Origin of the sequence: Vibrio kyushuensis, assembly GCF_050337325.1 — a bacterium.
Taxonomy (GTDB): Bacteria; Pseudomonadota; Gammaproteobacteria; order Enterobacterales; family Vibrionaceae; genus Vibrio; species Vibrio kyushuensis.
In genome coordinates, this window is record NZ_JAKJSV010000019.1 from 1 (window position 1) to 21,993 (window position 21,993).

The 21,993-nt window shown below is 43.2% G+C and carries 23 protein-coding genes and 4 tRNA genes; 24 read left to right on the forward strand and 3 right to left on the reverse strand.

The genetic code is table 11. The features are described from left to right. The first annotated feature begins 121 nt into the window (after nt 1-121). The 4 genes from L4D20_RS23695 (at nt 122) to L4D20_RS23710 (ending at nt 609) form a co-directional block, all read left to right on the forward strand. Nucleotides 122-197 (forward strand) — tRNA-Gly (locus tag L4D20_RS23695). 70 nt (nt 198-267) lie between these two features. Next, nucleotides 268-344 (forward strand) — tRNA-Met (locus tag L4D20_RS23700). Nucleotides 345-403: 59 nt separating this feature from the next. After that, a tRNA-Gly gene (locus tag L4D20_RS23705) sits at nt 404-479 on the forward strand. A gap of 53 nt (nt 480-532) precedes the next feature. After that, nucleotides 533-609: transfer RNA gene (locus L4D20_RS23710), tRNA-Met, on the forward strand. A gap of 590 nt (nt 610-1,199) precedes the next feature. Here L4D20_RS23710 and queG read toward each other — a convergent pair. Beyond that, entirely contained in the window at nt 1,200-2,324 is a 1,125-nt protein-coding gene (queG, locus tag L4D20_RS23715; RefSeq protein ID WP_428804072.1) for a tRNA epoxyqueuosine(34) reductase QueG, read from the reverse strand. A 226-nt stretch (nt 2,325-2,550) separates the two neighbouring features. Between queG and tsaE the strand changes: the two genes are divergently transcribed. From tsaE to L4D20_RS23760, 9 genes are all read left to right on the forward strand, one after another. Then, nucleotides 2,551-3,015: a tRNA (adenosine(37)-N6)-threonylcarbamoyltransferase complex ATPase subunit type 1 TsaE gene (tsaE, locus tag L4D20_RS23720; protein ID WP_428804040.1), complete on the forward strand. Its 465-nt coding sequence runs from the start codon at nt 2,551-2,553 to the stop codon at nt 3,013-3,015. Between the two features lie 38 nt (nt 3,016-3,053). Beyond that, nucleotides 3,054-4,754: a LysM peptidoglycan-binding domain-containing protein gene (locus tag L4D20_RS23725; RefSeq protein WP_428804073.1), complete on the forward strand. Its 1,701-nt coding sequence runs from the start codon at nt 3,054-3,056 to the stop codon at nt 4,752-4,754. An 8-nt stretch (nt 4,755-4,762) separates the two neighbouring features. Beyond that, entirely contained in the window at nt 4,763-6,700 is a 1,938-nt protein-coding gene (mutL, locus tag L4D20_RS23730) for a DNA mismatch repair endonuclease MutL (protein WP_428804041.1), read from the forward strand. Between the two features lie 3 nt (nt 6,701-6,703). Continuing rightward, nucleotides 6,704-7,636 (forward strand): tRNA (adenosine(37)-N6)-dimethylallyltransferase MiaA, encoded by a 933-nt coding sequence (miaA, locus tag L4D20_RS23735; protein WP_428804042.1) that lies wholly within the window; start codon nt 6,704-6,706, stop codon nt 7,634-7,636. 201 nt (nt 7,637-7,837) lie between these two features. Then, nucleotides 7,838-8,095: an RNA chaperone Hfq gene (gene hfq, locus L4D20_RS23740; protein ID WP_428804043.1), complete on the forward strand. Its 258-nt coding sequence runs from the start codon at nt 7,838-7,840 to the stop codon at nt 8,093-8,095. Between the two features lie 44 nt (nt 8,096-8,139). Continuing rightward, nucleotides 8,140-9,429 (forward strand): ribosome rescue GTPase HflX, encoded by a 1,290-nt coding sequence (gene hflX / locus L4D20_RS23745; protein ID WP_428804044.1) that lies wholly within the window; start codon nt 8,140-8,142, stop codon nt 9,427-9,429. 44 nt (nt 9,430-9,473) lie between these two features. Then, complete coding sequence (gene hflK, locus L4D20_RS23750) at nt 9,474-10,655, forward strand: FtsH protease activity modulator HflK (protein WP_428804045.1); 1,182 nt, start codon at nt 9,474-9,476, stop codon at nt 10,653-10,655. 2 nt (nt 10,656-10,657) lie between these two features. Further along, complete coding sequence (gene hflC / locus L4D20_RS23755; RefSeq protein WP_428804046.1) at nt 10,658-11,635, forward strand: protease modulator HflC; 978 nt, start codon at nt 10,658-10,660, stop codon at nt 11,633-11,635. Nucleotides 11,636-11,743: 108 nt separating this feature from the next. Beyond that, nucleotides 11,744-11,929: a DUF2065 domain-containing protein gene (locus L4D20_RS23760; protein WP_428804047.1), complete on the forward strand. Its 186-nt coding sequence runs from the start codon at nt 11,744-11,746 to the stop codon at nt 11,927-11,929. 42 nt (nt 11,930-11,971) lie between these two features. Here the strand turns inward: L4D20_RS23760 and L4D20_RS23765 are convergent, their stop codons facing one another. Further along, on the reverse strand, nt 11,972-12,199 hold the full coding sequence (locus tag L4D20_RS23765; protein WP_017035793.1) for a SlyX family protein: 228 nt from the start codon (nt 12,197-12,199) through the stop codon (nt 11,972-11,974). Further along, nucleotides 12,192-13,172: a WD40 repeat domain-containing protein gene (locus L4D20_RS23770; RefSeq protein ID WP_428804048.1), complete on the reverse strand. Its 981-nt coding sequence runs from the start codon at nt 13,170-13,172 to the stop codon at nt 12,192-12,194. The genes L4D20_RS23765 and L4D20_RS23770 overlap by 8 nt, the downstream gene beginning before the upstream one ends. Nucleotides 13,173-13,303: 131 nt before the next feature. Here L4D20_RS23770 and fkpA point away from each other — a divergent pair, with 131 nt between their 5' ends. The 11 genes from fkpA to nusG all read left to right on the forward strand — a co-directional run bounded on the left by fkpA (nt 13,304) and on the right by nusG (nt 21,970). Further along, a complete protein-coding gene (gene fkpA / locus L4D20_RS23775) occupies nt 13,304-14,092 on the forward strand; it encodes an FKBP-type peptidyl-prolyl cis-trans isomerase (RefSeq protein WP_428804049.1) in 789 nt (262 codons plus the stop codon). Nucleotides 14,093-14,340: 248 nt separating this feature from the next. Next, the gene (locus L4D20_RS23780) at nt 14,341-15,075 is read left to right on the forward strand and encodes a helix-turn-helix transcriptional regulator (protein ID WP_428804050.1); all 735 of its coding nucleotides are present in this window, start codon (nt 14,341-14,343) and stop codon (nt 15,073-15,075) included. Beyond that, nucleotides 15,075-15,470 (forward strand): sulfurtransferase complex subunit TusD, encoded by a 396-nt coding sequence (gene tusD / locus L4D20_RS23785; RefSeq protein ID WP_428804074.1) that lies wholly within the window; start codon nt 15,075-15,077, stop codon nt 15,468-15,470. The genes L4D20_RS23780 and tusD overlap by 1 nt, the downstream gene beginning before the upstream one ends. After that, complete coding sequence (gene tusC, locus L4D20_RS23790) at nt 15,467-15,823, forward strand: sulfurtransferase complex subunit TusC (RefSeq protein WP_428804051.1); 357 nt, start codon at nt 15,467-15,469, stop codon at nt 15,821-15,823. Before tusD ends, tusC begins: the two co-directional genes overlap by 4 nt. A gap of 8 nt (nt 15,824-15,831) precedes the next feature. Beyond that, nucleotides 15,832-16,110 (forward strand): sulfurtransferase complex subunit TusB, encoded by a 279-nt coding sequence (tusB, locus tag L4D20_RS23795; RefSeq protein ID WP_428804052.1) that lies wholly within the window; start codon nt 15,832-15,834, stop codon nt 16,108-16,110. Between the two features lie 182 nt (nt 16,111-16,292). Further along, nucleotides 16,293-16,667 (forward strand): 30S ribosomal protein S12, encoded by a 375-nt coding sequence (rpsL, locus tag L4D20_RS23800; RefSeq protein ID WP_017035800.1) that lies wholly within the window; start codon nt 16,293-16,295, stop codon nt 16,665-16,667. 105 nt (nt 16,668-16,772) lie between these two features. After that, nucleotides 16,773-17,243, forward strand: a complete 471-nt coding sequence (rpsG, locus tag L4D20_RS23805) for a 30S ribosomal protein S7 (protein WP_017035801.1) — start codon at nt 16,773-16,775, stop codon at nt 17,241-17,243. A gap of 126 nt (nt 17,244-17,369) precedes the next feature. After that, a complete protein-coding gene (fusA, locus tag L4D20_RS23810) occupies nt 17,370-19,466 on the forward strand; it encodes an elongation factor G (RefSeq protein ID WP_428804053.1) in 2,097 nt (698 codons plus the stop codon). A 145-nt stretch (nt 19,467-19,611) separates the two neighbouring features. Next, the gene (gene tuf, locus L4D20_RS23815) at nt 19,612-20,796 is read left to right on the forward strand and encodes an elongation factor Tu (RefSeq protein WP_428804054.1); all 1,185 of its coding nucleotides are present in this window, start codon (nt 19,612-19,614) and stop codon (nt 20,794-20,796) included. Between the two features lie 232 nt (nt 20,797-21,028). Continuing rightward, nucleotides 21,029-21,409 (forward strand): preprotein translocase subunit SecE, encoded by a 381-nt coding sequence (gene secE / locus L4D20_RS23820; RefSeq protein ID WP_428804055.1) that lies wholly within the window; start codon nt 21,029-21,031, stop codon nt 21,407-21,409. A gap of 12 nt (nt 21,410-21,421) precedes the next feature. Beyond that, nucleotides 21,422-21,970: a transcription termination/antitermination protein NusG gene (gene nusG / locus L4D20_RS23825; protein WP_017035408.1), complete on the forward strand. Its 549-nt coding sequence runs from the start codon at nt 21,422-21,424 to the stop codon at nt 21,968-21,970. Nucleotides 21,971-21,993: the final 23 nt, after the last annotated feature.

Consider the following 21,993-nt stretch of genomic DNA (forward strand, 5'->3'; position numbering starts at 1 on the left):
TTTGGTAGCTCGTCGGGCTCATAACCCGAAGGTCGTCGGTTCAAATCCGGCTCCCGCAACCACATTACAGTTAGACGTCGATTTATTGCTTCATGGAAGTAAAGAGTGACGGTTAACTAATGCGATACTAGCTCAGTTGGTAGAGCGCAACCTTGCCAAGGTTGAGGTCATCGGTTCGAACCCGATGTATCGCTCCAAATTCTTTCTTTGAGCGTTTGCTCAGAATGAAAATGGTTTAGTCTCATTGTCTTAAACAATGCATCCGGACGCGGGATGGAGCAGTTTGGTAGCTCGTCGGGCTCATAACCCGAAGGTCGTCGGTTCAAATCCGGCTCCCGCAACCACATTACAGTTAGACGTCGATTTATTGCTTCATGGAAGTAAAGAGTGACGGTTAACTAATGCGATACTAGCTCAGTTGGTAGAGCGCAACCTTGCCAAGGTTGAGGTCATCGGTTCGAACCCGATGTATCGCTCCAGTTTCTTTTCGAAGAAAGATGAAAGTCTCATTATCTTAAATAATACATCCGGACGCGGGATGGAGCAGTTTGGTAGCTCGTCGGGCTCATAACCCGAAGGTCGTCGGTTCAAATCCGGCTCCCGCAACCACTTTCTTGTTACTTGCTACTAAGCACTCAAGAATAAAATATTAGCTCTTCTACTGTCATAGTGATTCTTTCACTAATAGCCGCAAGGCTTTGCTCTTTTCTATCATGCTGCGAAGCATAACCCCCCACAATGAATAAAACACTGCCTAACGGTAGATGTTCTTGTCTGACTTAAATAGCCTATTGGTTTTAAGACGAGCCAACGCCGCGTCATCATTGATGTTGAGTGTTACTTTGTACTGTCTATCAACAGAGTTATCCACAAAACAAGTCGTGTGGATAAGTTGGTGGGTAAACTGATTTTTCGGGCTAGAAGCGATGAAGAATAAAAGATCTTTTTCAATTTAACTAACGGAAATAAAATACAGTAAGCTCCATAACCTGTTGATTTTTAAGTTATTGGTCACTCAAAAAGAACATGGTGAACCATTTACTTAAGATCATTAAGTGATTGTTTTTTGATCCTAGTCATTTAAAGACTTTGTGGCTAACTTTCTCTAGCTATAGGAAACGCTGTCTAGTTTAGTTTTTTTTCCACATTCTGATTTTTTAGAACTAAGTCAAAAAATGAGCAATGGATTTATGTAAGATTCATGCGTCCCTAGGAAGACCTTTTTCTATCACTCGAATTAATCTTTGTTTTTTAGTATCAATTTTTTCACTACTTGATGGTATTTGATTAAGTTGTTGCTCTAATGCCCAGTTAATATGTATATCAAGCATTTCATTAAGGCCAGTCTTGCTCTCTAAAACAGAAACAATAGCTTGAGAGAAGGGCGCATTTCCCATCGCTATCGATAAATTTCTTAGCCATTGAATATGACCAATTCTTCGAATGGCAGAGCCTTCCATTTTTTGCAAAAACTCATCTTCACTCCAACAGAAGAGCGAAACCAAATCAGCGTTGGATAAAGTATCTCTACGGTGAAAGTCTTTTTGTTCAGTTAATTCAGCAAATCGATTCCATGGGCAAACAAGTTGGCAGTCGTCGCAACCGTAAATACGATTTCCCATAGGCTTACGAAATTCTTCCGGAATGACACCGTCAAATTCTATAGTCAAATAGGAGATACATCGTCGTGCATCTACAACGCCATCAGCGATAATCGCTTGGGTTGGACAAGAGGTAATACAAGCTTTGCATTTTCCACACTCATTGATGCTAGGCTCATCGACAGGAAGTGGCAGGTCAATCAGCAATTCGCCCAGAAAAAACCAAGATCCAGTCTCTTTATCGAGTAGTAAAGAGTGTTTACCCGCCCAACCTAAACCTGCTTTCTCAGCTAATGGCCGTTCTAGTATTGGCGCAGTATCCACAAATGGACGATAACCAAAGCTACCGGCTTCTTGTTCAATTCGTTGACCAAGTTTCTTTAGTCGGTTACGAATTAACTTATGATAATCACGACCAAGTGCATAGCGGCTGATATAAGCTTGAGTTTTGTCTGCTAAGTTTGAGGCAAACTGTGCCTCTGGTGGGAGGTAGTCCATTCTTACGCTGATAACTCGAATGGTTCCAGGAAGTAACTCAGCAGGACGCGCTCGCATCATTCCGTGGCGTGCCATCCAGTCCATTTCACCATAAAGCCCAGCATCAATACTCTTTTGCAGTTGAGGTTCGTGCTCTGAAAGGTCGATATCGCAAATGCCAACCTTTTGAAAGCCTAGCTCTGTCGCCCACACTTTGATTTGATTAGCGAGGTGTTGGTAATCCAAAGATGGAGAACTTGCCATGATAAAGAGCCTGGTGAAATAGGGGGGCGCGATCTTACAAGATCTTATTACAAGGATCTAGCAATAAGATGACCTAGATTTTGAGATTATTTGCCATTATTTGCGTTTAATTACACAAGAGCCCTTGTCTCTCAATTCTAACCCAGTTTACTATTCCTATTCTTTTGATTTATATATAGTCAGTTTGAGTAAGTTCGAGAAGCCAGTCATGAATACAAAACAATTTACCTTAATCAATGAAGAGGCGACGATTAAAGTCGGTACTCTGCTCGCCAACTACTGTACACAGCAAACGACTATTTATTTGCATGGTGACCTTGGAGCAGGAAAAACAACCTTTAGCCGTGGTTTTGTGCGCGCTCTTGGCCATCAAGGGAATGTAAAAAGCCCAACGTATACACTTGTGGAACCATATCAATTAGATAAGTGGCAGGTTTACCACTTTGACCTCTATCGCTTGGCTGATCCCGAAGAATTGGAGTTTATGGGAATACGTGACTACTTTACTTCTGATGCTATTTGTTTGGTCGAATGGCCAGAAAAAGGGGCGGGCTTACTCCCACAGCCTGACCTTGATATTGAATTGCGTTACCTAGGGGAACAGCGCGTCATTACACTGACCGCTAATAATGAGTACGGACATTCATTGCTAAATCAATTGGAGTTAAGTTGAGCATTCAAGCTATTTCAATAAATAGAGCTATTCCTGTGATGAAATCGGTTCCTGCTTTTCGAGCAGGTTTGGTTGCCATTACCGCATTCTTTCTATTTTTCTCAAACTCTCTATGGGCTAATGCTCTAGAAGGGGTTCGTGTCTGGCCATCACCGGATGAAACACGAGTTGTTATCGATTTAAAAAATGAGGCTGATTTTAGTTATTTTACCTTAAGTAGCCCAAGTCGCTTGGTTGTTGATTTAAACAAGACATCGCTCAGCACTAAGCTTCCTTTAAAAGTAACTGATAGCCCGGTGCTTAGTCAGGTGAGAAAGAGTACACCGCCTGAGAAGTCAACGTATAGGCTTGTGTTTGAGCTAAAACGTAAAGTCTCAGCCAATATATTTAAGCTTGCTCCGACTCCTGGTGGTCAATATGGCCATCGTTTGGTGATTGACTTACCACATGGCTCGACCTCTGCTAAAGTGCCAACGGCGACGGCACCAACGGTGAGTAAAGATGCCTCTCAGATAAAGCGCCAAGAAGAAATTCTGATTGTGATCGACCCTGGTCATGGCGGAGAAGACCCGGGTTCAATTGGGCCAACTCGTAAGTATGAAAAGAATGCGACGTTGAGTATCTCAAAGAAAATGGCGGCGCAATTAAATGCGATACCAGGCATTAAAGCAAAGCTAACCCGCTCTGGTGATTACTTTGTTAATTTGAATAGACGAGTCGCGATCGCCAGTGAAAATAATGCACACTTACTAATATCTGTGCATGCTGATGCCTTTACTACACCTCAGCCGCGTGGGGCATCGGTTTTTGTTTTGAACACACGTCGTGCCAATACTGAAATATCACGATGGATTGAAGATAAAGAAAAACAATCTGAGCTGCTCGGTGGTGGTGGGGCTGCTTTTCCTAGCAGTATTAATGATCGGAACGTAAACCAAACCCTACTTGATCTTCAGTTTAGCCATTCTCAAAAAGAGGGTTATAAACTGGCGACAACCATTTTGTCTGAGATGGGAAAAGTTGCAAAACTGCATAACTCGAAACCAATTAATACCAGCTTAGCTGTACTGCGTTCTCCACAGATCCCATCAGTCTTGGTTGAAACGGGGTTTATTTCGAATCCTACTGAAGAGAAACTACTTTTCCAAAGATCGCATCAAGACAAGCTTGCACGTTCAATTACTAAAGCGGTGGTTAAATACCTAAAAGCGAACCCGCCAGAAGGTACCTCGTTTACAGCGCAGACAAAGGCGAGAACTTATAAAGTAAAAAGTGGTGACTCTTTGTCGGCGATTGCGAAGAAGTTTGGTACATCAACCAGCGTATTGATGAAAGAAAATAAGCTTAAAAGCAGTGGTCTAGCGATTGGCCAAGTGTTGAAAATTCCAGGTAGTGGCTCTGTTTCGACGGCTGCGAATACTGTTGAGACCAAGAAGGTCACTCATACCGTTCGTTCTGGTGACTATTTAGGCAAGATAGCCAGTAAGTATAAAGTCACGGTAGCAGCGATTAAGCGAGAGAATAACCTGAAATCGGATACATTAAGGCTAGGGCAAAAGCTTAAAATTACTGTCAGCCTAAAAGATGTTCCAATCCGCAAGCATAAAGTTCAGCGAGGGGAGTTCTTAGGCAAGATTGCGAGTAAATATGGTGTTTCGGTTAGTAGCATTCGACAAGCTAATAAACTGCGCTCCGACGAACTGGCTATTGGCCAAGTATTGATCATCCCTAATAAGTAGCGCATGTCATGACAATAAAGATCTTACCAGCTCGTCTAGCTAACCAAATTGCAGCAGGAGAAGTCGTTGAACGACCGGCTTCTGTTGTAAAGGAGCTGGTAGAGAATAGCTTGGATTCCGGCGCTACTCGAATCGATATCGATATTGAAAAAGGTGGCTCGAAGCTCATTCGAGTGCGAGACAATGGAAAGGGCATTGATAAAGATGAATTAGGCTTAGCGCTTAGTCGTCATGCTACTTCAAAAATTCACTCTTTGGATGATCTGGAAGCGATCGTTAGTCTTGGATTTCGTGGCGAAGCACTGGCGAGTATTAGCTCTGTTTCACGTTTAACGATGACCTCACGCCCCGCAACTCAAGAGCAGGCATGGTCTGCTTATAGTGAAGGGCGAGATATGCAGGTAAAGCTAAAGCCAACAGCTCACCCTATCGGCACTAGCGTAGAAGTGCTGGATCTTTTCTTCAATACTCCGGCTAGGCGCAAATTTCTTCGCACAGAAAAGACCGAATTTACCCACATTGATGAGCTCATAAAACGCATCGCGTTGAGCTGTTTTGATGTCACCATCAACCTAACTCACAACGGTAAATCAGTTAGACAATATCGTGCGGCTAAAACAGAGATACAAGCAGAAAAACGCATTGCAGCTGTTTGTGGAAGTGGTTTCGTTAAAAACATGCTCAAAATAGAGCTAGAGCACCAAGGCTTGCATTTACATGGGTGGATAACCACACCTGAAGGTGCGAGGCAGCAAAACGATCTTCAGTACTGCTATGTTAATGGCCGTATGATGAAAGATAAACTAATCAATCATGCGATCAGGCAAAGTTATGAAAATACACTACGCCCAGATCAGTTTGCTACTTATATTCTGTTTATTGAAATCGATCCCCATCAAGTTGATGTCAATGTACATCCTGCCAAACACGAAGTTCGTTTTCATCAAGCTAGACTAGTTCATGATTTTATCTATCAAGCGTTGAGTGATGCGCTTGTTCAAAGTAAGCACATAGAGACTCCACAAATCACAGAGTCGGCATTTCATCGAGCAGAGCCACAAGGGGAAGATGTTGATACGGTATCACCTCAAGTGATTGCTGCGGTAGAGCGTACTCCTGATTATCCAAATAAAGTGCCTAGTGTTAGCTCTGGTGAAGTGAATGAAACGGCTCGCCATGCTAATGAGTGGGTAGGTTCTAAAAGCCCTTCTTCTCGTTCAGTATATAAACCCGATCTGCCACAAGCACCGACTAAGCGAGAGCTTCATGCATATACTGATCTGCTGACAACAGAAACCCTAGAGTCGACTATAGAAGCAAAAGATCCCAACATATCATTGTCGGTAGAGAAGACGATTGAACAGACATTACCGATAGACGCGCTTGGCAAAGCCATATGTGTGACAGGTGGACATTACCTAGTGATGGGAGATAAGAAGAGCTGCGTATTGGTCTCTTTAGCAAAAGCGGAATGGCTTCGTATCCGTGGTCAGCTTGATACGGCCCACGGTAACCTTAAACCTCAACCGTTACTTGTTCCTCTATCTTTGAAAGTTGACGATGATCAGCGTTTAAGTTGCGAAGCTATTCAACCACTCTTTCATAAATTGGGCATTCAAATTAAAGAGCGCAACAAGCACGCCTTAATGATCATGGGGGTTCCACAGCCACTGCGCCAGCAAAACCTACAAAAAATCATTCCAGATCTGTTATCTTACGCAGCATCAAATGACTTGGGTACCGGCTCACCGTTGGGGGAAACTCAACTAGTGGTTTGGTTAGCAAATCATATAACTCAGGTGAAAAGCGACTACACTTTATCGGAAGCTATTCAAATTATTGCGGAACTAGAACAGCTTTGGCATGGTCAACTACCTTTAGATGATCCTAATTTTGTGCAACCGATAGATTTTTCGGTCACAATTGCTGCGTTACTGGCTAAATAAAAAATGACTAATAAATTACCTTTGGCTCTATTCTTAATGGGCCCAACAGCGTCTGGAAAAACGGATCTAGCGATTCGTTTAAGACAAAAGTTTCCTGTAGAAATAATAAGCGTGGACTCTGCACTAATCTATAAAGATATGGATATTGGCACGGCTAAGCCTGATGAACGAGAGTTGGCACTGGCACCCCATCGTTTAATTGATATTTTAGATCCGAGTGAAGCTTATTCAGCTGCGGACTTTCGTCGTGATGCACTTTCGGAAATGAACCGTATTGTTGCAGATGGAAAAATCCCACTTCTTGTTGGTGGAACCATGCTGTATTACAAAGCACTGCTTGAAGGGCTTTCACCGTTACCTGCCGCGAATCCTGAAATTAGAAAACAAATTGAAAGTGAAGCATTGAGCGAGGGTTGGCAGTCATTACATGATCAATTACGAGAGATTGATCCTGTTTCAGCAACAAGAATTCACCCTAATGACCCACAAAGATTGTCTAGGGCATTGGAAGTTTATCGAATTTCCGGTAAAACTCTTACTGAGCTAACTGAAATTAAAGGCGAAAGTCTGCCATTTCGAGTTAAGCAGTTTGCAATAGCTCCCAAGGAAAGGGCTGAGCTCCACCGCCGTATTGAGCTGCGCTTTAACAATATGATGGAAGCTGGATTTGAAGATGAAATGAAGGCACTTTATGCCCGAAAAGATCTTCACCCAGAATTACCGTCAATTCGTTGCGTTGGCTACAGGCAGATGTGGGACTATTTAGATGGGAACTGCAGTAAGGATGAAGCGATATTTCGTGGAGTCTGTGCAACCCGTCAATTGGCCAAGCGTCAGATCACCTGGTTGCGCAGCTGGGATGATTTAACTTGGTTAGATAGCGAGAACGTTGAACACGCGCTAGAAACGTTATCAAATGCAATAGCATCTGATTAAATTAGCTGTGTATAATGAGATCGCTTTTGCGTGAATATACCCTGTAAAGGATCCGTTACTTGAAAAACGTATGCATTGCCTACATAACAAGTAACGACGGGGTATTTATTACTCGTTTAGCTCAGATGCAAAGCAACACAACTTTTTGCACGAAACCACTAGCTAAATAATTACAACAAAATACAAAATAAGGAAAATAAAATGGCTAAGGGGCAATCTTTACAAGACCCATTCTTGAATGCACTCCGTCGTGAGCGTATTCCCGTTTCAATCTATCTTGTGAACGGTATTAAACTACAGGGACAAATCGAATCATTTGACCAGTTTGTAATTCTATTGAAGAACACTGTTAACCAAATGGTTTATAAGCATGCTATTTCTACTGTGGTTCCTGCTCGTGCAGTAAGCCATCACAATGGTGACCGACCTGATCGTCCACAAGAGAAATCAGAAGATTAATAACCTGACGTATTTAATTAGTTCAACAACAAGGAGTTGGCTGCTTGTTTGACCGTTATGAATCCGGTGAACGAGCCGTACTTGTTCATATTAATTTCTCGCAAGAGGGTGAGTGGGAAGATTTAAGCGAATGTGAAATGCTTATCTCTTCTGCTGGAGTGTCGACGCTGCAAGTTGTGACTGGTAGTCGTCAATCTCCACACCCTAAATATTATGTCGGAGAGGGTAAAGCTCAAGAAATTGCACAGGCGGTTCAATTGGTCAGTGCCGATATCGTGATCTTTAACCATGCCCTATCGCCAGCCCAAGAACGTAATCTAGAAGCCCTATGTCAATGTCGAGTATTAGACCGAACAGGTTTGATCCTGGATATTTTTGCTCAACGAGCAAGAACTCATGAAGGTAAAATGCAAGTCGAGCTTGCTCAATTGCGTCATATCTCTACGAGGTTGATCAGAGGGTGGACACACCTAGAGAGACAAAAAGGTGGGATTGGATTACGTGGACCCGGTGAAACTCAGTTAGAGACCGACAGACGGTTATTGCGTGACAGAATTAAGACGATCTTACGACGTTTAGCGAAAGTGGCTAAACAGCGAGAGCAAGGCCGTCGAGCAAGGAATCGTGCAGAAATCCCAACTATCTCACTGGTGGGATATACCAATGCAGGCAAATCAACCCTATTTAACTGTATTACAGAGGCGGGAGTTTATGCCGCGGATCAGTTGTTTGCTACGCTTGATCCAACATTACGAAAAATTGAACTGTTAGATGTTGGTACTGCTATTTTAGCGGATACCGTTGGTTTTATTCGACATCTTCCTCATGATCTTGTCGCGGCATTTAAAGCCACGTTACAAGAGACGCAAGAAGCTGACATTTTGTTACATGTTGTTGATGCCAGTGATGACCGTTTTCGTGAGAACATTCAAGCCGTTCATGACGTGCTAGAAGAGATTGATGCGCACGAAGTACCAACTCTTGTCGTTATGAACAAGATTGATAACCTAGAAGGTCAGAAGCCTAGAATTGAACGAGACGAGGAAGGAAATCCTCGTACTGTTTGGGTATCTGCAATGGATGGACTAGGTATTGATCTACTGTTTGAAGCACTAACTGAAAGGTTAGCCAGTCAAATGGTGTCTTATCAATTGCGAATCCCCCCTGAGTATCAGGGAAGAATTCGTAGTACCTTCTTCCAAATGAATTGTATTCAACAAGAAGAATATGACCAAGAAGGCGATTTGCTTATTGATATTCGAATGCAACAAGTCGATTGGTCAAAGTTAGAGAAAAGAGAAGAGGTAGTTTTACGTGACTTTATAGTTACTTAAAGGACTGCTACAGTATAACGTCATATCAATGATGGAGCTTTCTAATGGCGTGGAATGAGCCTGGTAATAACAACGGCAATAACGGCCGCGATAAAGACCCTTGGGGTAATAAAGATAATCGCGGTGGCCGAGATCAAGGACCGCCAGATTTAGACGAAGTGTTTAATAAACTGAGTCAAAAATTGGGTGGCAAGTTTGGTAAGAAAGGTGGAAGTGGTCCCTCTTTTGGTGGCGGCGGCGGTGCAATTGGCGTAGGTGTCATTGCAGCAATCGCAGTCGCAGTTTGGGCATTTTCTGGCTTTTACACAATTGGTGAAGCCGAGCGCGGTGTCGTATTACGTTTAGGTAAATACAATCATATCGAGGATCCAGGTTTGAACTGGCGTCCTGCAGGTATTGATACGTATGAAGCCGTGAACGTTCAAGCGATTAGATCTTTACGCGCATCAGGTCTGATGCTAACGAAAGATGAGAACGTAGTAACGGTTGGTATGGATATTCAGTACCGAGTATCTGATCCATACAAATACCTATACACAGTAACGAATGCTGATGACAGCTTAAGTCAAGCTGCCGATTCTGCTCTACGTGCGGTAATTGGTGACTCGTTAATGGATAGTATCCTGACCAGCGGTCGTCAACAAATTCGTCAAAGCACTCAAGAAACATTGAATGACATCATTGATGCTTACGATATGGGCTTGACCATTGTTGATGTGAACTTCCAGTCAGCTCGTCCGCCTGAGCAAGTGAAAGCGTCGTTTGATGATGCAATCGCAGCTCGAGAAGATGAAGAGCGTTTTGAGCGTGAGGCAGAAGCGTATCGAAATGATATTTTGCCGAAAGCAACAGGTCGTGCAGAACGTTTGAAGAGAGAAGCTCTTGGTTACTCTGAGCGTACGGTCAACGCAGCAATCGGTGAAGTGGCTCAGTTTGAGAAACTATTACCGGAATATACCGCGGCACCTGAAGTAACTCGTAACCGTATGTATCTAGATACAATGGAACAAGTTTACTCAAGTACGTCGAAGGTACTGATTGACTCTGAGTCTAGTGGCAACCTACTGTACTTACCAATTGATAAGTTGGCAGGTAAAGAAGGCAGCTCTAACGCAACTCGTAACTCAACGTCATCTTATGATCAAATCGAACTTGAGTCAGAAGCTAATGTTTCACAGTCTGATTCACAATCCCGTTCATCGGGCTCACGTCAAGGGAGATACTAATAATGCGTAAGTTAATGATCCCTGTATTGGCAGTGACTATTGTTCTCATGTTGATGTCACTTTTTGTTATTCAAGAAGGTGAGCGCGGCATGGTGATTCGTTTTGGCCGTGTTCTTGATGACAATGGTGTATCTCGTATCTACGAACCTGGCGTTCACTTTAAAATGCCACTGTTTGATCGCGTGAAAACATTAGATGCACGTATTCAAACGATGGATGGTGTTTCGGACCGTTTTGTAACATCAGAGAAGAAAGACGTTTTAATTGATACCTATGCTAAATGGCGTATCTCTGATTTTGGACGTTTTTATCTGAGTACTGGCGGTGGTAATATTATGACCGCAGAAGCACTTCTTGAGCGTAAAGTGACGGATGTTCTTCGATCAGAAATCGGTTCGCGTGAAATAAAGCAAATCGTTTCGGGTCCACGTAACAAAGATGTCTTGCCTGACAGTGCTGATAGCGAAGAAGTGACCACGGAAGCGGCCAAAGAAGCGTTAGAGATTGATGGCGAACGTGACAAGGTTATGGAAAATGTACTAGCGGGAACAGCCGAGAGTGCAATGGCAGATTTAGGTGTTGAGATTGTTGATTTCCGTATGAAGAAAATCAACCTTCCTGACGAAATCAGCGAATCTATATACCGTCGTATGCGTGCAGAACGTGAATCTGTAGCTCGTAGACACCGTTCTCAAGGTCGTGAGAAAGCGGAAGTTATCCGTGCTCAAGCGGAACTTGAAGTTGCAACTGTAATTGCAGAAGCAGATAGAACAGCTCGTGTAACTCGTGGTGACGCGGATGCACAAGCAGCAAAAATCTACGCAGATGCGTTTAGTCAAGACCCTGAGTTCTTTGGCTTTGTTCGTTCGCTGCAAGCTTACGAGCGTTCATTTAGTGATAAGAGTGATATCTTAGTGTTAGACCCTAAGAGTGACTTCTTCCAGTATATGAATAATGCGAAAGGCATGGCTGCGAAATAATCGCTGACTATAGCTAAGCTTCAGTGTTATTGCTGAAAACAGATTTAAGGCTCCTAATTAGGGGCCTTTCTTTTTACCCGTACTTACTAGGTCAGAAAAGGAAGAATAATGTCGAACTCTATTTGGGTTGCGTTAGGTTTAGTGTTGATCGTTGAAGGTTTAGGCCCGCTCATCGCTCCAAATGGCTGGCGAGCAATGGTTGCTCAGCTGAGTGAACAACCAGATAATCAATTGAGAAGAATGGGAGGCTGCTTGGTGGTGGCAGGTACTGTGATCGCTTACGTCTTCTCTTAAATTTATCGTTTGCCATCTGCTATTTACATAAAATGCTGGCGGTTAATAATGCGGTGGAGGCGTCTCTTCCGAAGGGTCAGCAAGGTTTGAAGAGTCCATATTCTTTACCTTTCCAGCAACATACTTCATTTGATCTTGCATCTTAGTGATCAGTAGTTGTTGCGTTGAAAGTGCATCGTTAAGTTCACTCACGGTCTGCTCTTGAAAAGCAAGTTGGCACTCTAAATCGTTAATGCGATCTTCAAGCGCTTGGTAGGATTTATCAGTCATCAAATTTCCAAGCCTGTGCAATACCAGCGGATGTGCCTGAGACAACACGCTGTTGATTATCGAAAGCGGCATCATACACTACCGCACGAGGAGGACGAGCATCTTTTAATGGCTCAGCCTCAAATCCATCAAGCTTCTTACCACTATTTGTATCCCAAACCATGATTCGACTAGAGGGTGTACCGGTAATGAGCTTTGATCCATCGTCAGAAAATCGAGCCGTTGAAAAAATGAGCTGACGAGAAAAGCTGCTTAATTGCGCCTGTTCATTTCCTGTTTTTAAGTCCCATACAATCGCTTGATTGCCTCCATCAGAGCTAAAGGCAAGTAACCCGTCTCGTTGTAGTGCGACTCGAATGACGCGTTGCTCATGTTCAAATGTACGTAAAATCTGACCGGATTCAGTGTCCCAAAGGTACGCTTTATAGTCATTGCCACCTGATAAGGCGAAGCGGCCATTTGGGGAAAGTGCAACGGAATTAATTTTTTCTTGATGTGCAAGGAACTCTAAGCGCCGTCCGGTGACTAAATTTACGTAGATGGCTTTGCCGTTGGAAAGCCCCAGCAGAACTTGCTCGCCATTACTGGATATATCAACATCGCGAATAAGGCCATCTGAAATGGACCATAAGCCTTCTGCTTGTGTCCAAGAGAGGTCCCAAACAGCGAAGTTGATTTGACTAGCGGTGATAGCAAAGCGTCCGTTGTCGGAAATACGAATCCGAGAAACGGAGTTTTCTTGAGCATCTTGTTGGCCTAGTTGAGCCAGTTGTTCGTTTTGTGCAAGATCCCAAAGAACCAGTTTATGTTCTTTGGAATAGATCAGAGCAAACCTAGCATCACGACTTAGTGCAAAGCTTGTCGTGCCTTTGGGCTCTAGCTCCCAACGTTGATCATTTTTGGAAGAGAAAAAGCATCCATTTAACGCTAGGATGACAAAGCCACACAAAATTGAATGAAGAATATTTCGCATCAAGTCCAATTATCCGCTTGGTGTGTAAAGACAATTTGTAAACATATAGCTATATTGGTACAACAACGTCTCGCATTCCAGTCATAACTGAATGATTGTGACGAATGGTTAGCCTAAAACTGGAGAAATAAATGAAATCGATGTTTAAAGTGTCACTGCTTGCAGCAACTGTATTGTTGGCAGTTGGCTGTCAAAAAGAAGAAGAGCCAAAAGTTGAAACTGCAGCCGCGGCTGAGCAAGTAGCAGAAACTGGCAAAGCTGTTCACTTTAAAACGGATGACGATAAAGCGGCATATGCGATCGGTGTTTCATTTGCAAACTACCTAAGCACAAGCATTGAAAAACCAAGTGAAATTGGTATCAATCTAAATAAAGACCTTGTGCTAAAAGGTATTGAGCACGTATTTTCGGGTAATGCTGAATTAAACGAAGAAGAGACTCGTGAAGTTCTTGAGCAATTAGATGTACGTGTTTCAACAGCGATGCAAGCTCAAGCGGAAGAGAAGTCAGCGGCTGCGGAAAAAGCAGGTCAAGATTTCCAAGCTGATTTTGCACAGCAAGATGGCGTAACAAAAACAGATTCTGGCCTTCTATACCAAGTAATCACAGAAGCTAAGGGCGACCAACCTAAAGATACTGATACGGTTCAAGTACACTATAAAGGTACTTTGATTGACGGTACTCAGTTTGATAGCTCATACGATCGTGGTGAGCCAGCTGTGTTCCCACTTAACCGTGTTATCCCTGGCTGGACTGAAGGCGTTCAACTAATGCCTGTTGGTTCTAAGTTCAAGTTTGTTATCCCACCACAACTTGCTTATGGCCCACAAGACACACCAACAATCCCAGCTAACTCGACATTAGTATTTGAAGTTGAACTACTAAAAATCGAAAGCGATGCGAATGTTGAAGTTCAATAATAACGATTGAGCTGAATATTGATTAGGGTCTGACTTGTTCAGGCCCTTTTTTATGAGCGATGTCTAAATGAGCAATAGTTTAGTTGAAAGATCATTGACTATATTTAGACGTCCTTCGCTTTATTTAGCGATCTTGGCCATATTCTTTGCGTTAAGTCAGCAGATTGCTACTTAGCTAGGTGCTCTATTCAAATTTTCTGATAAACTTAGTTAGATTTGTTGATTTTTTGCGCTAAGGCTAGAATATCGTGACTACTACCGAAACACTTACAGACATGCCACTAGAGACAGAACTGCTTGAAATGGAATCAGTCCATGTAAAGCCGTTCAGTGACCATGACAAAATAATTCTAAGATCTTATGAAGCGGTAGTTGATGGTATTGCCAGTCTTATCGGCCCGTTTTGTGAAATCGTTTTACACTCGCTTGAAGATCTTAATACATCGGCGATAAAAATTGCTAACGGTGAAAACACCGGAAGACAAGTGGGTTCCCCAATCACTGATTTAGCACTAAAAATGCTAAAAGACATTGAAGGCTCTGAGCGTAACTTCTCTCGTTCGTATTTTACCCGTGCTAAAGGCGGGGTATTGATGAAGTCGATCACTGTTGCTATTCGCAATGGCGAAAATCGAGTGATAGGGCTTCTTTGTATTAATGTGAATTTAGATGCACCATTCTCACAAGTTCTAAAATCGTTTATGCCTACTCAAGAAGCAAATGAAGCGGAGTCTTCAGTAAACTTCGCAAGTGATGTTGAAGAGTTGGTGGACCAAACGGTCGAACGTACGATTGAAGAGATCAATGCAGATAAGTCGGTATCGAATAATACCAAGAACCGTCAAATAGTGATGGAACTGTACGACAAAGGTATTTTTGATATTAAAGACGCAATAAACCGAGTCGCCGATCGTCTTAATATCTCAAAGCACACTGTTTACCTATATATTCGTCAACGCAAAACAGAGGATGAAGAGTCTTGATCTCTTCTCTTAGCTATACCTTAGTCGTTAACGGCTCTGTGTATGGCTCTCAAGCTGCGCGCAGTGCCTTTCTATTTGCAGAGGCACTGATAAAAAAAGGACACATCTTAACGAGTGTCTTTTTTTATCAAGATGGCGTCACTAACGGCTCTTGTTTGACCGTTCCAGCGAACGATGAATTTAATTTAGTTGATGCGTGGCAGAAACTAGCTTTAGAGCATAATGTTGCTTTAGAAACCTGTGTCGCGGCAGCACTTCGGCGAGGTGTTGTTAGCGAAAGTGAAGCAACGCAGCATCAATTGCCAAGTGCAAATCTAGCTGAGGGATTTAATCAGGCCGGTTTAGGCAGCTTAGCTGAAGCCATGTTGACGCAAGATAGGGTAGTGCAGTTTTGAAAAAGCTCGGTTTTGTATTTCACTCTTCTCCACACGCTACTGCTTCGGGCAGAGAAGGCCTTGATGCTCTATTAGCGGCCTCGGCGTATAGTGAAGATATCCATGTGTTCTTTGTTGGTGAAGGCGTCACTCAACTCGTCGGTGAGCAGAGGCCTGAACACGTATTAGGCCGAGACTACATTAGTAGCTTCAAATTGATGGATCTGTACGATATTGAACAAGTGTATGCGTGTCAGAAGGGATTAGAAGATCGAGGCTTACTGGATACACCATTGGCTTTTGATGTTGAGATCGTTTCAAGTCGTGATATTGCATCGTTAATGGCGAGTTGCCATCACCTTCTTAGTTTCTAGGCGTACAGATGCTTTATATTATCTCCAAACCAGAAAACGTAATGTTAGCAGCGCAGTTTACCACTGATGCCGATGAGCTTTTATTGACGCAGTCTGCGGTATATCTTTCGAATCCGAAGCACTATCAATATATCTTACTGAAAAGCCTGCCGTGTTCAATATCTGCCTTGGTGGAAGACCTTAAGGCTAGAGGTGTAGAAGCATCGGTTGCGCAAGGTATTCATGTAATCGACATGGATCAATTTGTTGATTTAACGGCAAAGCACGCTAAATCAATCTCTTGGTAGAGCCGTTACTTGTCTATTGTTATCTGTAAAGTCATTTTTTAACCAATTTGGTGAAAAAAGATCTGTATATTTCTTGACACATCCCCCCCGTCTGAATAGAATTTTGCGTCCCTAATTGTATGAACTACATTAGGGCTAGATTTTTCACAAAGCTTACTTTCAAGTAAATCAGGAGCTAGTTAATGGCAACTATTAACCAGTTGGTACGTAAACCTCGTGTAAAGCAAGTTGTTAAAAGCAACGTGCCTGCACTAGAAGCGTGCCCACAAAAACGTGGTGTATGTACTCGTGTTTACACTACTACACCAAAAAAACCTAACTCAGCACTTCGTAAGGTTTGCCGTGTTCGTCTAACGAACGGCTTTGAAGTGACTTCGTACATCGGCGGTGAAGGCCACAACCTTCAAGAGCACAGTGTTGTTCTAATCCGTGGTGGTCGTGTTAAAGACCTTCCGGGTGTACGTTACCACACTGTTCGCGGCGCATTAGACTGTGCTGGCGTAAATGACCGTAAGAAAGGTCGTTCTAAGTACGGTGTGAAGCGTCCTAAGTCTTAATGGATTCCGTTAAGTAAGGCCAAACACTAAATTAATTTTAATTCTTAATTTTTGAAGAAACTGAAAAGTTTTGGATAACCTGAAGAAGACAACGGAGATATATCCATGCCACGTCGTCGCGTTATAGGCCAGCGTAAGATCCTTCCAGATCCTAAGTTCAAATCTGAACTGCTGGCAAAATTCGTTAACATCCTTATGGTTGACGGAAAAAAATCTACTGCAGAGAAAATTGTTTACACTGCACTAGAAGTTATGGCTGAGAAATCTGGTAAAGATCACTTAGCTGTATTTGAAGAAGCTCTTGAAAATGTTCGTCCATCGGTAGAAGTTAAATCTCGCCGTGTGGGTGGTTCAACTTACCAAGTACCTGTAGAAGTTCGTCCGGTTCGCCGTAACGCTCTTGCTATGCGTTGGGTAGTTGAAGCTGCGCGTAAGCGTGGTGAAAAATCTATGGCTCAACGCCTAGCTGCTGAAATGCTAGACGCGTCTGAGAACAAAGGTACTTCGGTTAAGAAACGTGAAGACGTTCACCGTATGGCTGATGCTAACAAAGCATTCGCTCATTACCGCTGGTAATACCTTTTTAGTGCTGCGAGTTTCTCTCGCAGCACTTTCTACTTCCTACCTATAAGACTTTAGGGTTTATTTATATTTCAAAATCTCTTTTTGAAACATCAATAATTCCTACAAAGAGGATACACCGTGGCTCGTAAAACTCCTATTGAGCGCTACCGTAACATCGGTATCGTAGCTCACGTAGATGCAGGTAAAACAACCACAAGTGAACGTATTCTGTTCTATACTGGCCTTTCTCATAAAATCGGTGAAGTTCACGATGGTGCTGCAACCATGGACTGGATGGAGCAGGAGCAAGAACGTGGTATTACTATCACATCTGCTGCTACTACAACCTTCTGGCGTGGTATGGAAGCACAGTATCAAGATCATCGCATCAACATCATCGACACTCCAGGACACGTAGATTTCACTATCGAAGTAGAACGCTCTCTGCGCGTACTTGATGGTGCGGTTGTTGTTTTCTGTGGCTCATCTGGTGTAGAACCTCAATCTGAAACTGTATGGCGTCAAGCTGATAAATACAGTGTTCCTCGTATGGTTTTCGTTAACAAAATGGACCGTACAGGCGCTGATTTCTTACGTGTTGTTGATCAAATTAAAGATCGTCTAGGTGCTACGCCAATTCCAATTCAGCTGAATATCGGTGCTGAGGAAGAGTTTAAAGGTGTTGTTGACCTGATTAAGATGAAAGCAATCAACTGGAATGAAGCCGATCAAGGCATGACGTTTAAATACGAAGACATTCCAGCTGACATGCAAGAAGTGGCTGAAGAGTACCGTACAGAACTTGTTGAAGCTGCTGCTGAAGCATCTGAAGAACTAATGGATAAGTACCTTGAAGAAGGTGAGCTTACTGAAGCTGAGATCAAACAAGGTCTTCGCTCGCGTACTCTTAGTAATGAAATTGTACTGGCGACGTGTGGTAGTGCGTTTAAAAATAAAGGCGTACAAGCTGTTCTTGATGCAGTCGTTGATTTCCTTCCTTCTCCAGCGGATGTTCCTGCAATTCAGGGCATTGATGAGAAAGAGAATGAAGTGGAGCGTCATGCTGATGACAACGAACCGTTTTCTGCATTAGCTTTCAAAATTGCGACAGACCCTTTTGTCGGCACTTTAACGTTTATCCGTGTATATTCCGGTGTGGTTGAAAGTGGCAAAACGGCTTACAATTCAGTTAAGCAGCAACGTGAACGTTTGGGACGCATTGTTCAAATGCACTCAAACAAGCGTGAAGAAGTGAAAGAAGTGCGAGCGGGTGATATCGCAGCTATTATTGGCCTTAAAGATGTGACAACAGGTGAAACCCTGTGTGATCAGAATCATAAGATCATTCTTGAGCGCATGGAATTCCCAGATCCAGTGATTCAGATTGTTGTAGAACCTCGCTCTCAAGCTGATCAAGATAAAATGACTATTGCGTTAGGTAAACTAGCTGCAGAAGATCCATCGTTCCGTGTTGAAACGGATAACGAGACAGGCCAGACATTGATTTCTGGTATGGGTGAACTGCATTTAGATATTATTGTTGACCGCATGCAACGTGAATTTAGCGTTAACTGTAACGTTGGTAATCCACAAGTTGCTTACCGCGAAACTATTCGTGGCACAGCGAAAGCTGAAGGTAAGTTTATCCGTGAATCGGGTGGTAAAGGGCAATATGGTCATGTTTGGCTGAAGCTCGAACCATCAGAAGTTGGCGAAGGTTTTGTCTTCGTGGATGAAATTGAAAATGGTACGGTACCAAAAGAGTTTATCGATTCAGTCGCCAAAGGCGCTGCAGAGCAGATGAATAGTGGTGTTGTTGCGGGTTATCCAATTCTGGATATCAAAGCTACACTATATGATGGCTCTTACCATGAATCAGATTCAAGTGAGACAGCGTTTTTAATCGCTGCCTCTATGGCTTTCAAAACGGCAGCGCTTGAAGCGCAACCAGTTTTGCTTGAGCCTATGATGAAAGTTGAAGTAACTACTCCAGAGGATTGGATGGGTGACGTTGTTGGCGATATTAACCGCCGCCGCGGCATCATCGAAGGAATGGACGAGGGGACTGCTGGCCTGAAGATAATTCGTGCACAAGTTCCGTTGTCTGTCATGTTCGGTTACGCAACTGATTTACGTTCTGCGACACAAGGTCGTGCTTCTTACTCTATGGAGTTTAGTGAGTACGCTGAAGTGCCAAACAATGTTGCAAAAGCAATCATTGCAGAGCGTGTTTAAAAAATAGGGTAAATTTTTCTTCTTTTTTGGAAGAACAATGCGCCCAAATATTGCGCTGACGCACGTTGACGCATAAAATAGCAAATTCTGGATCTTCCTGATCAATAAGGATCAGGTCGAATCATAACTAGGAAGGAACACGATCGTGTCTAAAGAAAAATTTGAACGTACGAAACCGCACGTAAACGTTGGTACTATCGGCCACGTTGACCACGGTAAAACAACTCTAACTGCTGCTATCTGTACTACTTTGTCAAAAGTATACGGCGGTGAAGCGAAAGACTTCGCATCAATCGATAATGCTCCAGAAGAGCGTGAGCGCGGTATCACAATCGCAACTTCACACGTTGAGTACGATACTCCAGAGCGTCACTACGCACACGTAGATTGCCCAGGACACGCGGATTACGTTAAAAACATGATCACTGGTGCTGCACAAATGGATGGTGGTATYCTAGTTGTTGCTGCAACAGATGGCCCTATGCCTCAAACTCGTGAGCACATCCTACTTGGTCGTCAAGTTGGTATCCCTTACATCATCGTATTCATGAACAAATGTGACATGGTAGATGATGAAGAGCTTCTWGAGCTAGTTGAGATGGAAGTTCGTGAACTTCTTTCTGAGTACGAATACCCAGGAGATGATCTTCCAGTAATCCAAGGTTCAGCTCTTGGTGCACTAAACGGCGAAAAGCAGTGGGAAGACAAGATCGTTGAGCTTGCAGAAGCACTAGATTCTTACATTCCACTTCCAGAGCGTGCAGTAGAYCAACCGTTCCTACTACCAATTGAAGATGTATTCTCAATTCAAGGTCGTGGTACTGTTGTAACTGGTCGTATCGAGCGCGGTATCCTAAACGTAGGTAACGAAGTAGAAATCGTAGGTATCAAAGAGACTACAACTACTACTTGTACTGGTGTTGAAATGTTCCGTAAGCTGCTYGACGAAGGTCGTGCAGGTGAGAACGTTGGTGCACTTCTACGTGGTACTAAGCGTGAAGAAGTTGAACGTGGCCAAGTACTAGCTGCTCCWGGTTCAATCAACCCACACACTCGTTTTGAGTCAGAAGTATACGTTCTGTCTAAAGACGAAGGTGGTCGTCACACTCCATTCTTCAAAGGTTACCGTCCACAGTTCTACTTCCGTACAACTGACGTAACTGGCGATATCACGCTTCCAGAAGGCGTAGAAATGGTAATGCCTGGTGATAACATCCAAATGACTGTAGAGCTAATYGCTCCAATCGCAATGGATGAAGGTCTACGTTTCGCAATCCGCGAAGGTGGCCGTACAGTAGGTGCTGGTGTTGTTGCTAAAATCTTTGATTAAGATTTGACTAACTACTAGTAAAAAGGGCATCATTTGATGCCCTTTTTATGCACTGAATATTATGCTCGTTGGTTTTACGAACAATGAAGTGTAAAATAAGGAATTTGGTTTGAGGTTTTTTCCTCATCCGCGAGAGTATGCATCAATAGTGACATTTTGTTGATGTTATGGAATTCGCCCTGCAACAGCGGGGTTATTGTCGTCTATATTAAGACTTATGACAGGTTGGTTTATGAAAGCAAATAATGCTGAAACTCCTGATAGCTCAAATGGCGCAGACATGATGAAGTGGATCCTCACTTTTGTTTTGCTAGCCGCAGCTGTTGTGGGTAATTACCTGTATGGTGAAATGTCTGTAGTCATTCGTGCTGCAGGCGTCGTTGTATTAATCGCTGCTGCACTTGGTGTATCTGCGACAACGACTAAAGGTAAAGCAGCGATCGTGTTTGCACGCGAATCCCGTATGGAAGTACGCAAAGTGGTGTGGCCTACACGCCAGGAAACCATGCAAACAGCATTGATCGTATTAGCAGTATGTATTGTAATGGCTCTAGTACTTTGGGGCATTGACGGCATTATGGTTCGTCTTGTTGCCTTTGCAACTGGAATCTGAGGGTTTTAATTCATGAGTGAAGCTCCAAAAAAACGTTGGTATGTTGTTCAAGCCTTTTCAGGCTATGAAGGCCGTGTAGCTCAATCGTTACGCGAACATATTAAAATGCACAACATGGAAGAGTTGTTTGGTGAAGTACTGGTTCCTACAGAAGAAGTTGTAGAAATGCGTGCTGGCCAGCGTCGTAAAAGCGAACGCAAATTTTTCCCTGGTTATGTGTTAGTGCAAATGTTGATGAACGATGAATCTTGGCACTTAGTGCGCAGTATTCCTCGTGTAATGGGCTTCATTGGTGGTACCTCTGACCGTCCGGCACCGATCACTGACAAAGAAGCTGATGCTATTTTGAACCGTCTTGAGAAAGCGAGCGAAGCTCCGCGTCCTAAGACTATGTTCGAAGCGGGCGAAGTGGTTCGTGTTAATGATGGTCCATTTGCTGACTTCAACGGTACTGTTGAAGAAGTAGATTACGAGAAGAGCCGCATTAAAGTGTCTGTATCGATCTTTGGTCGTGCAACACCAGTTGAGCTTGAATTTGGTCAAGTTGAAAAACTTGATTAAAAAAACACCTTTTTAATGCTTGT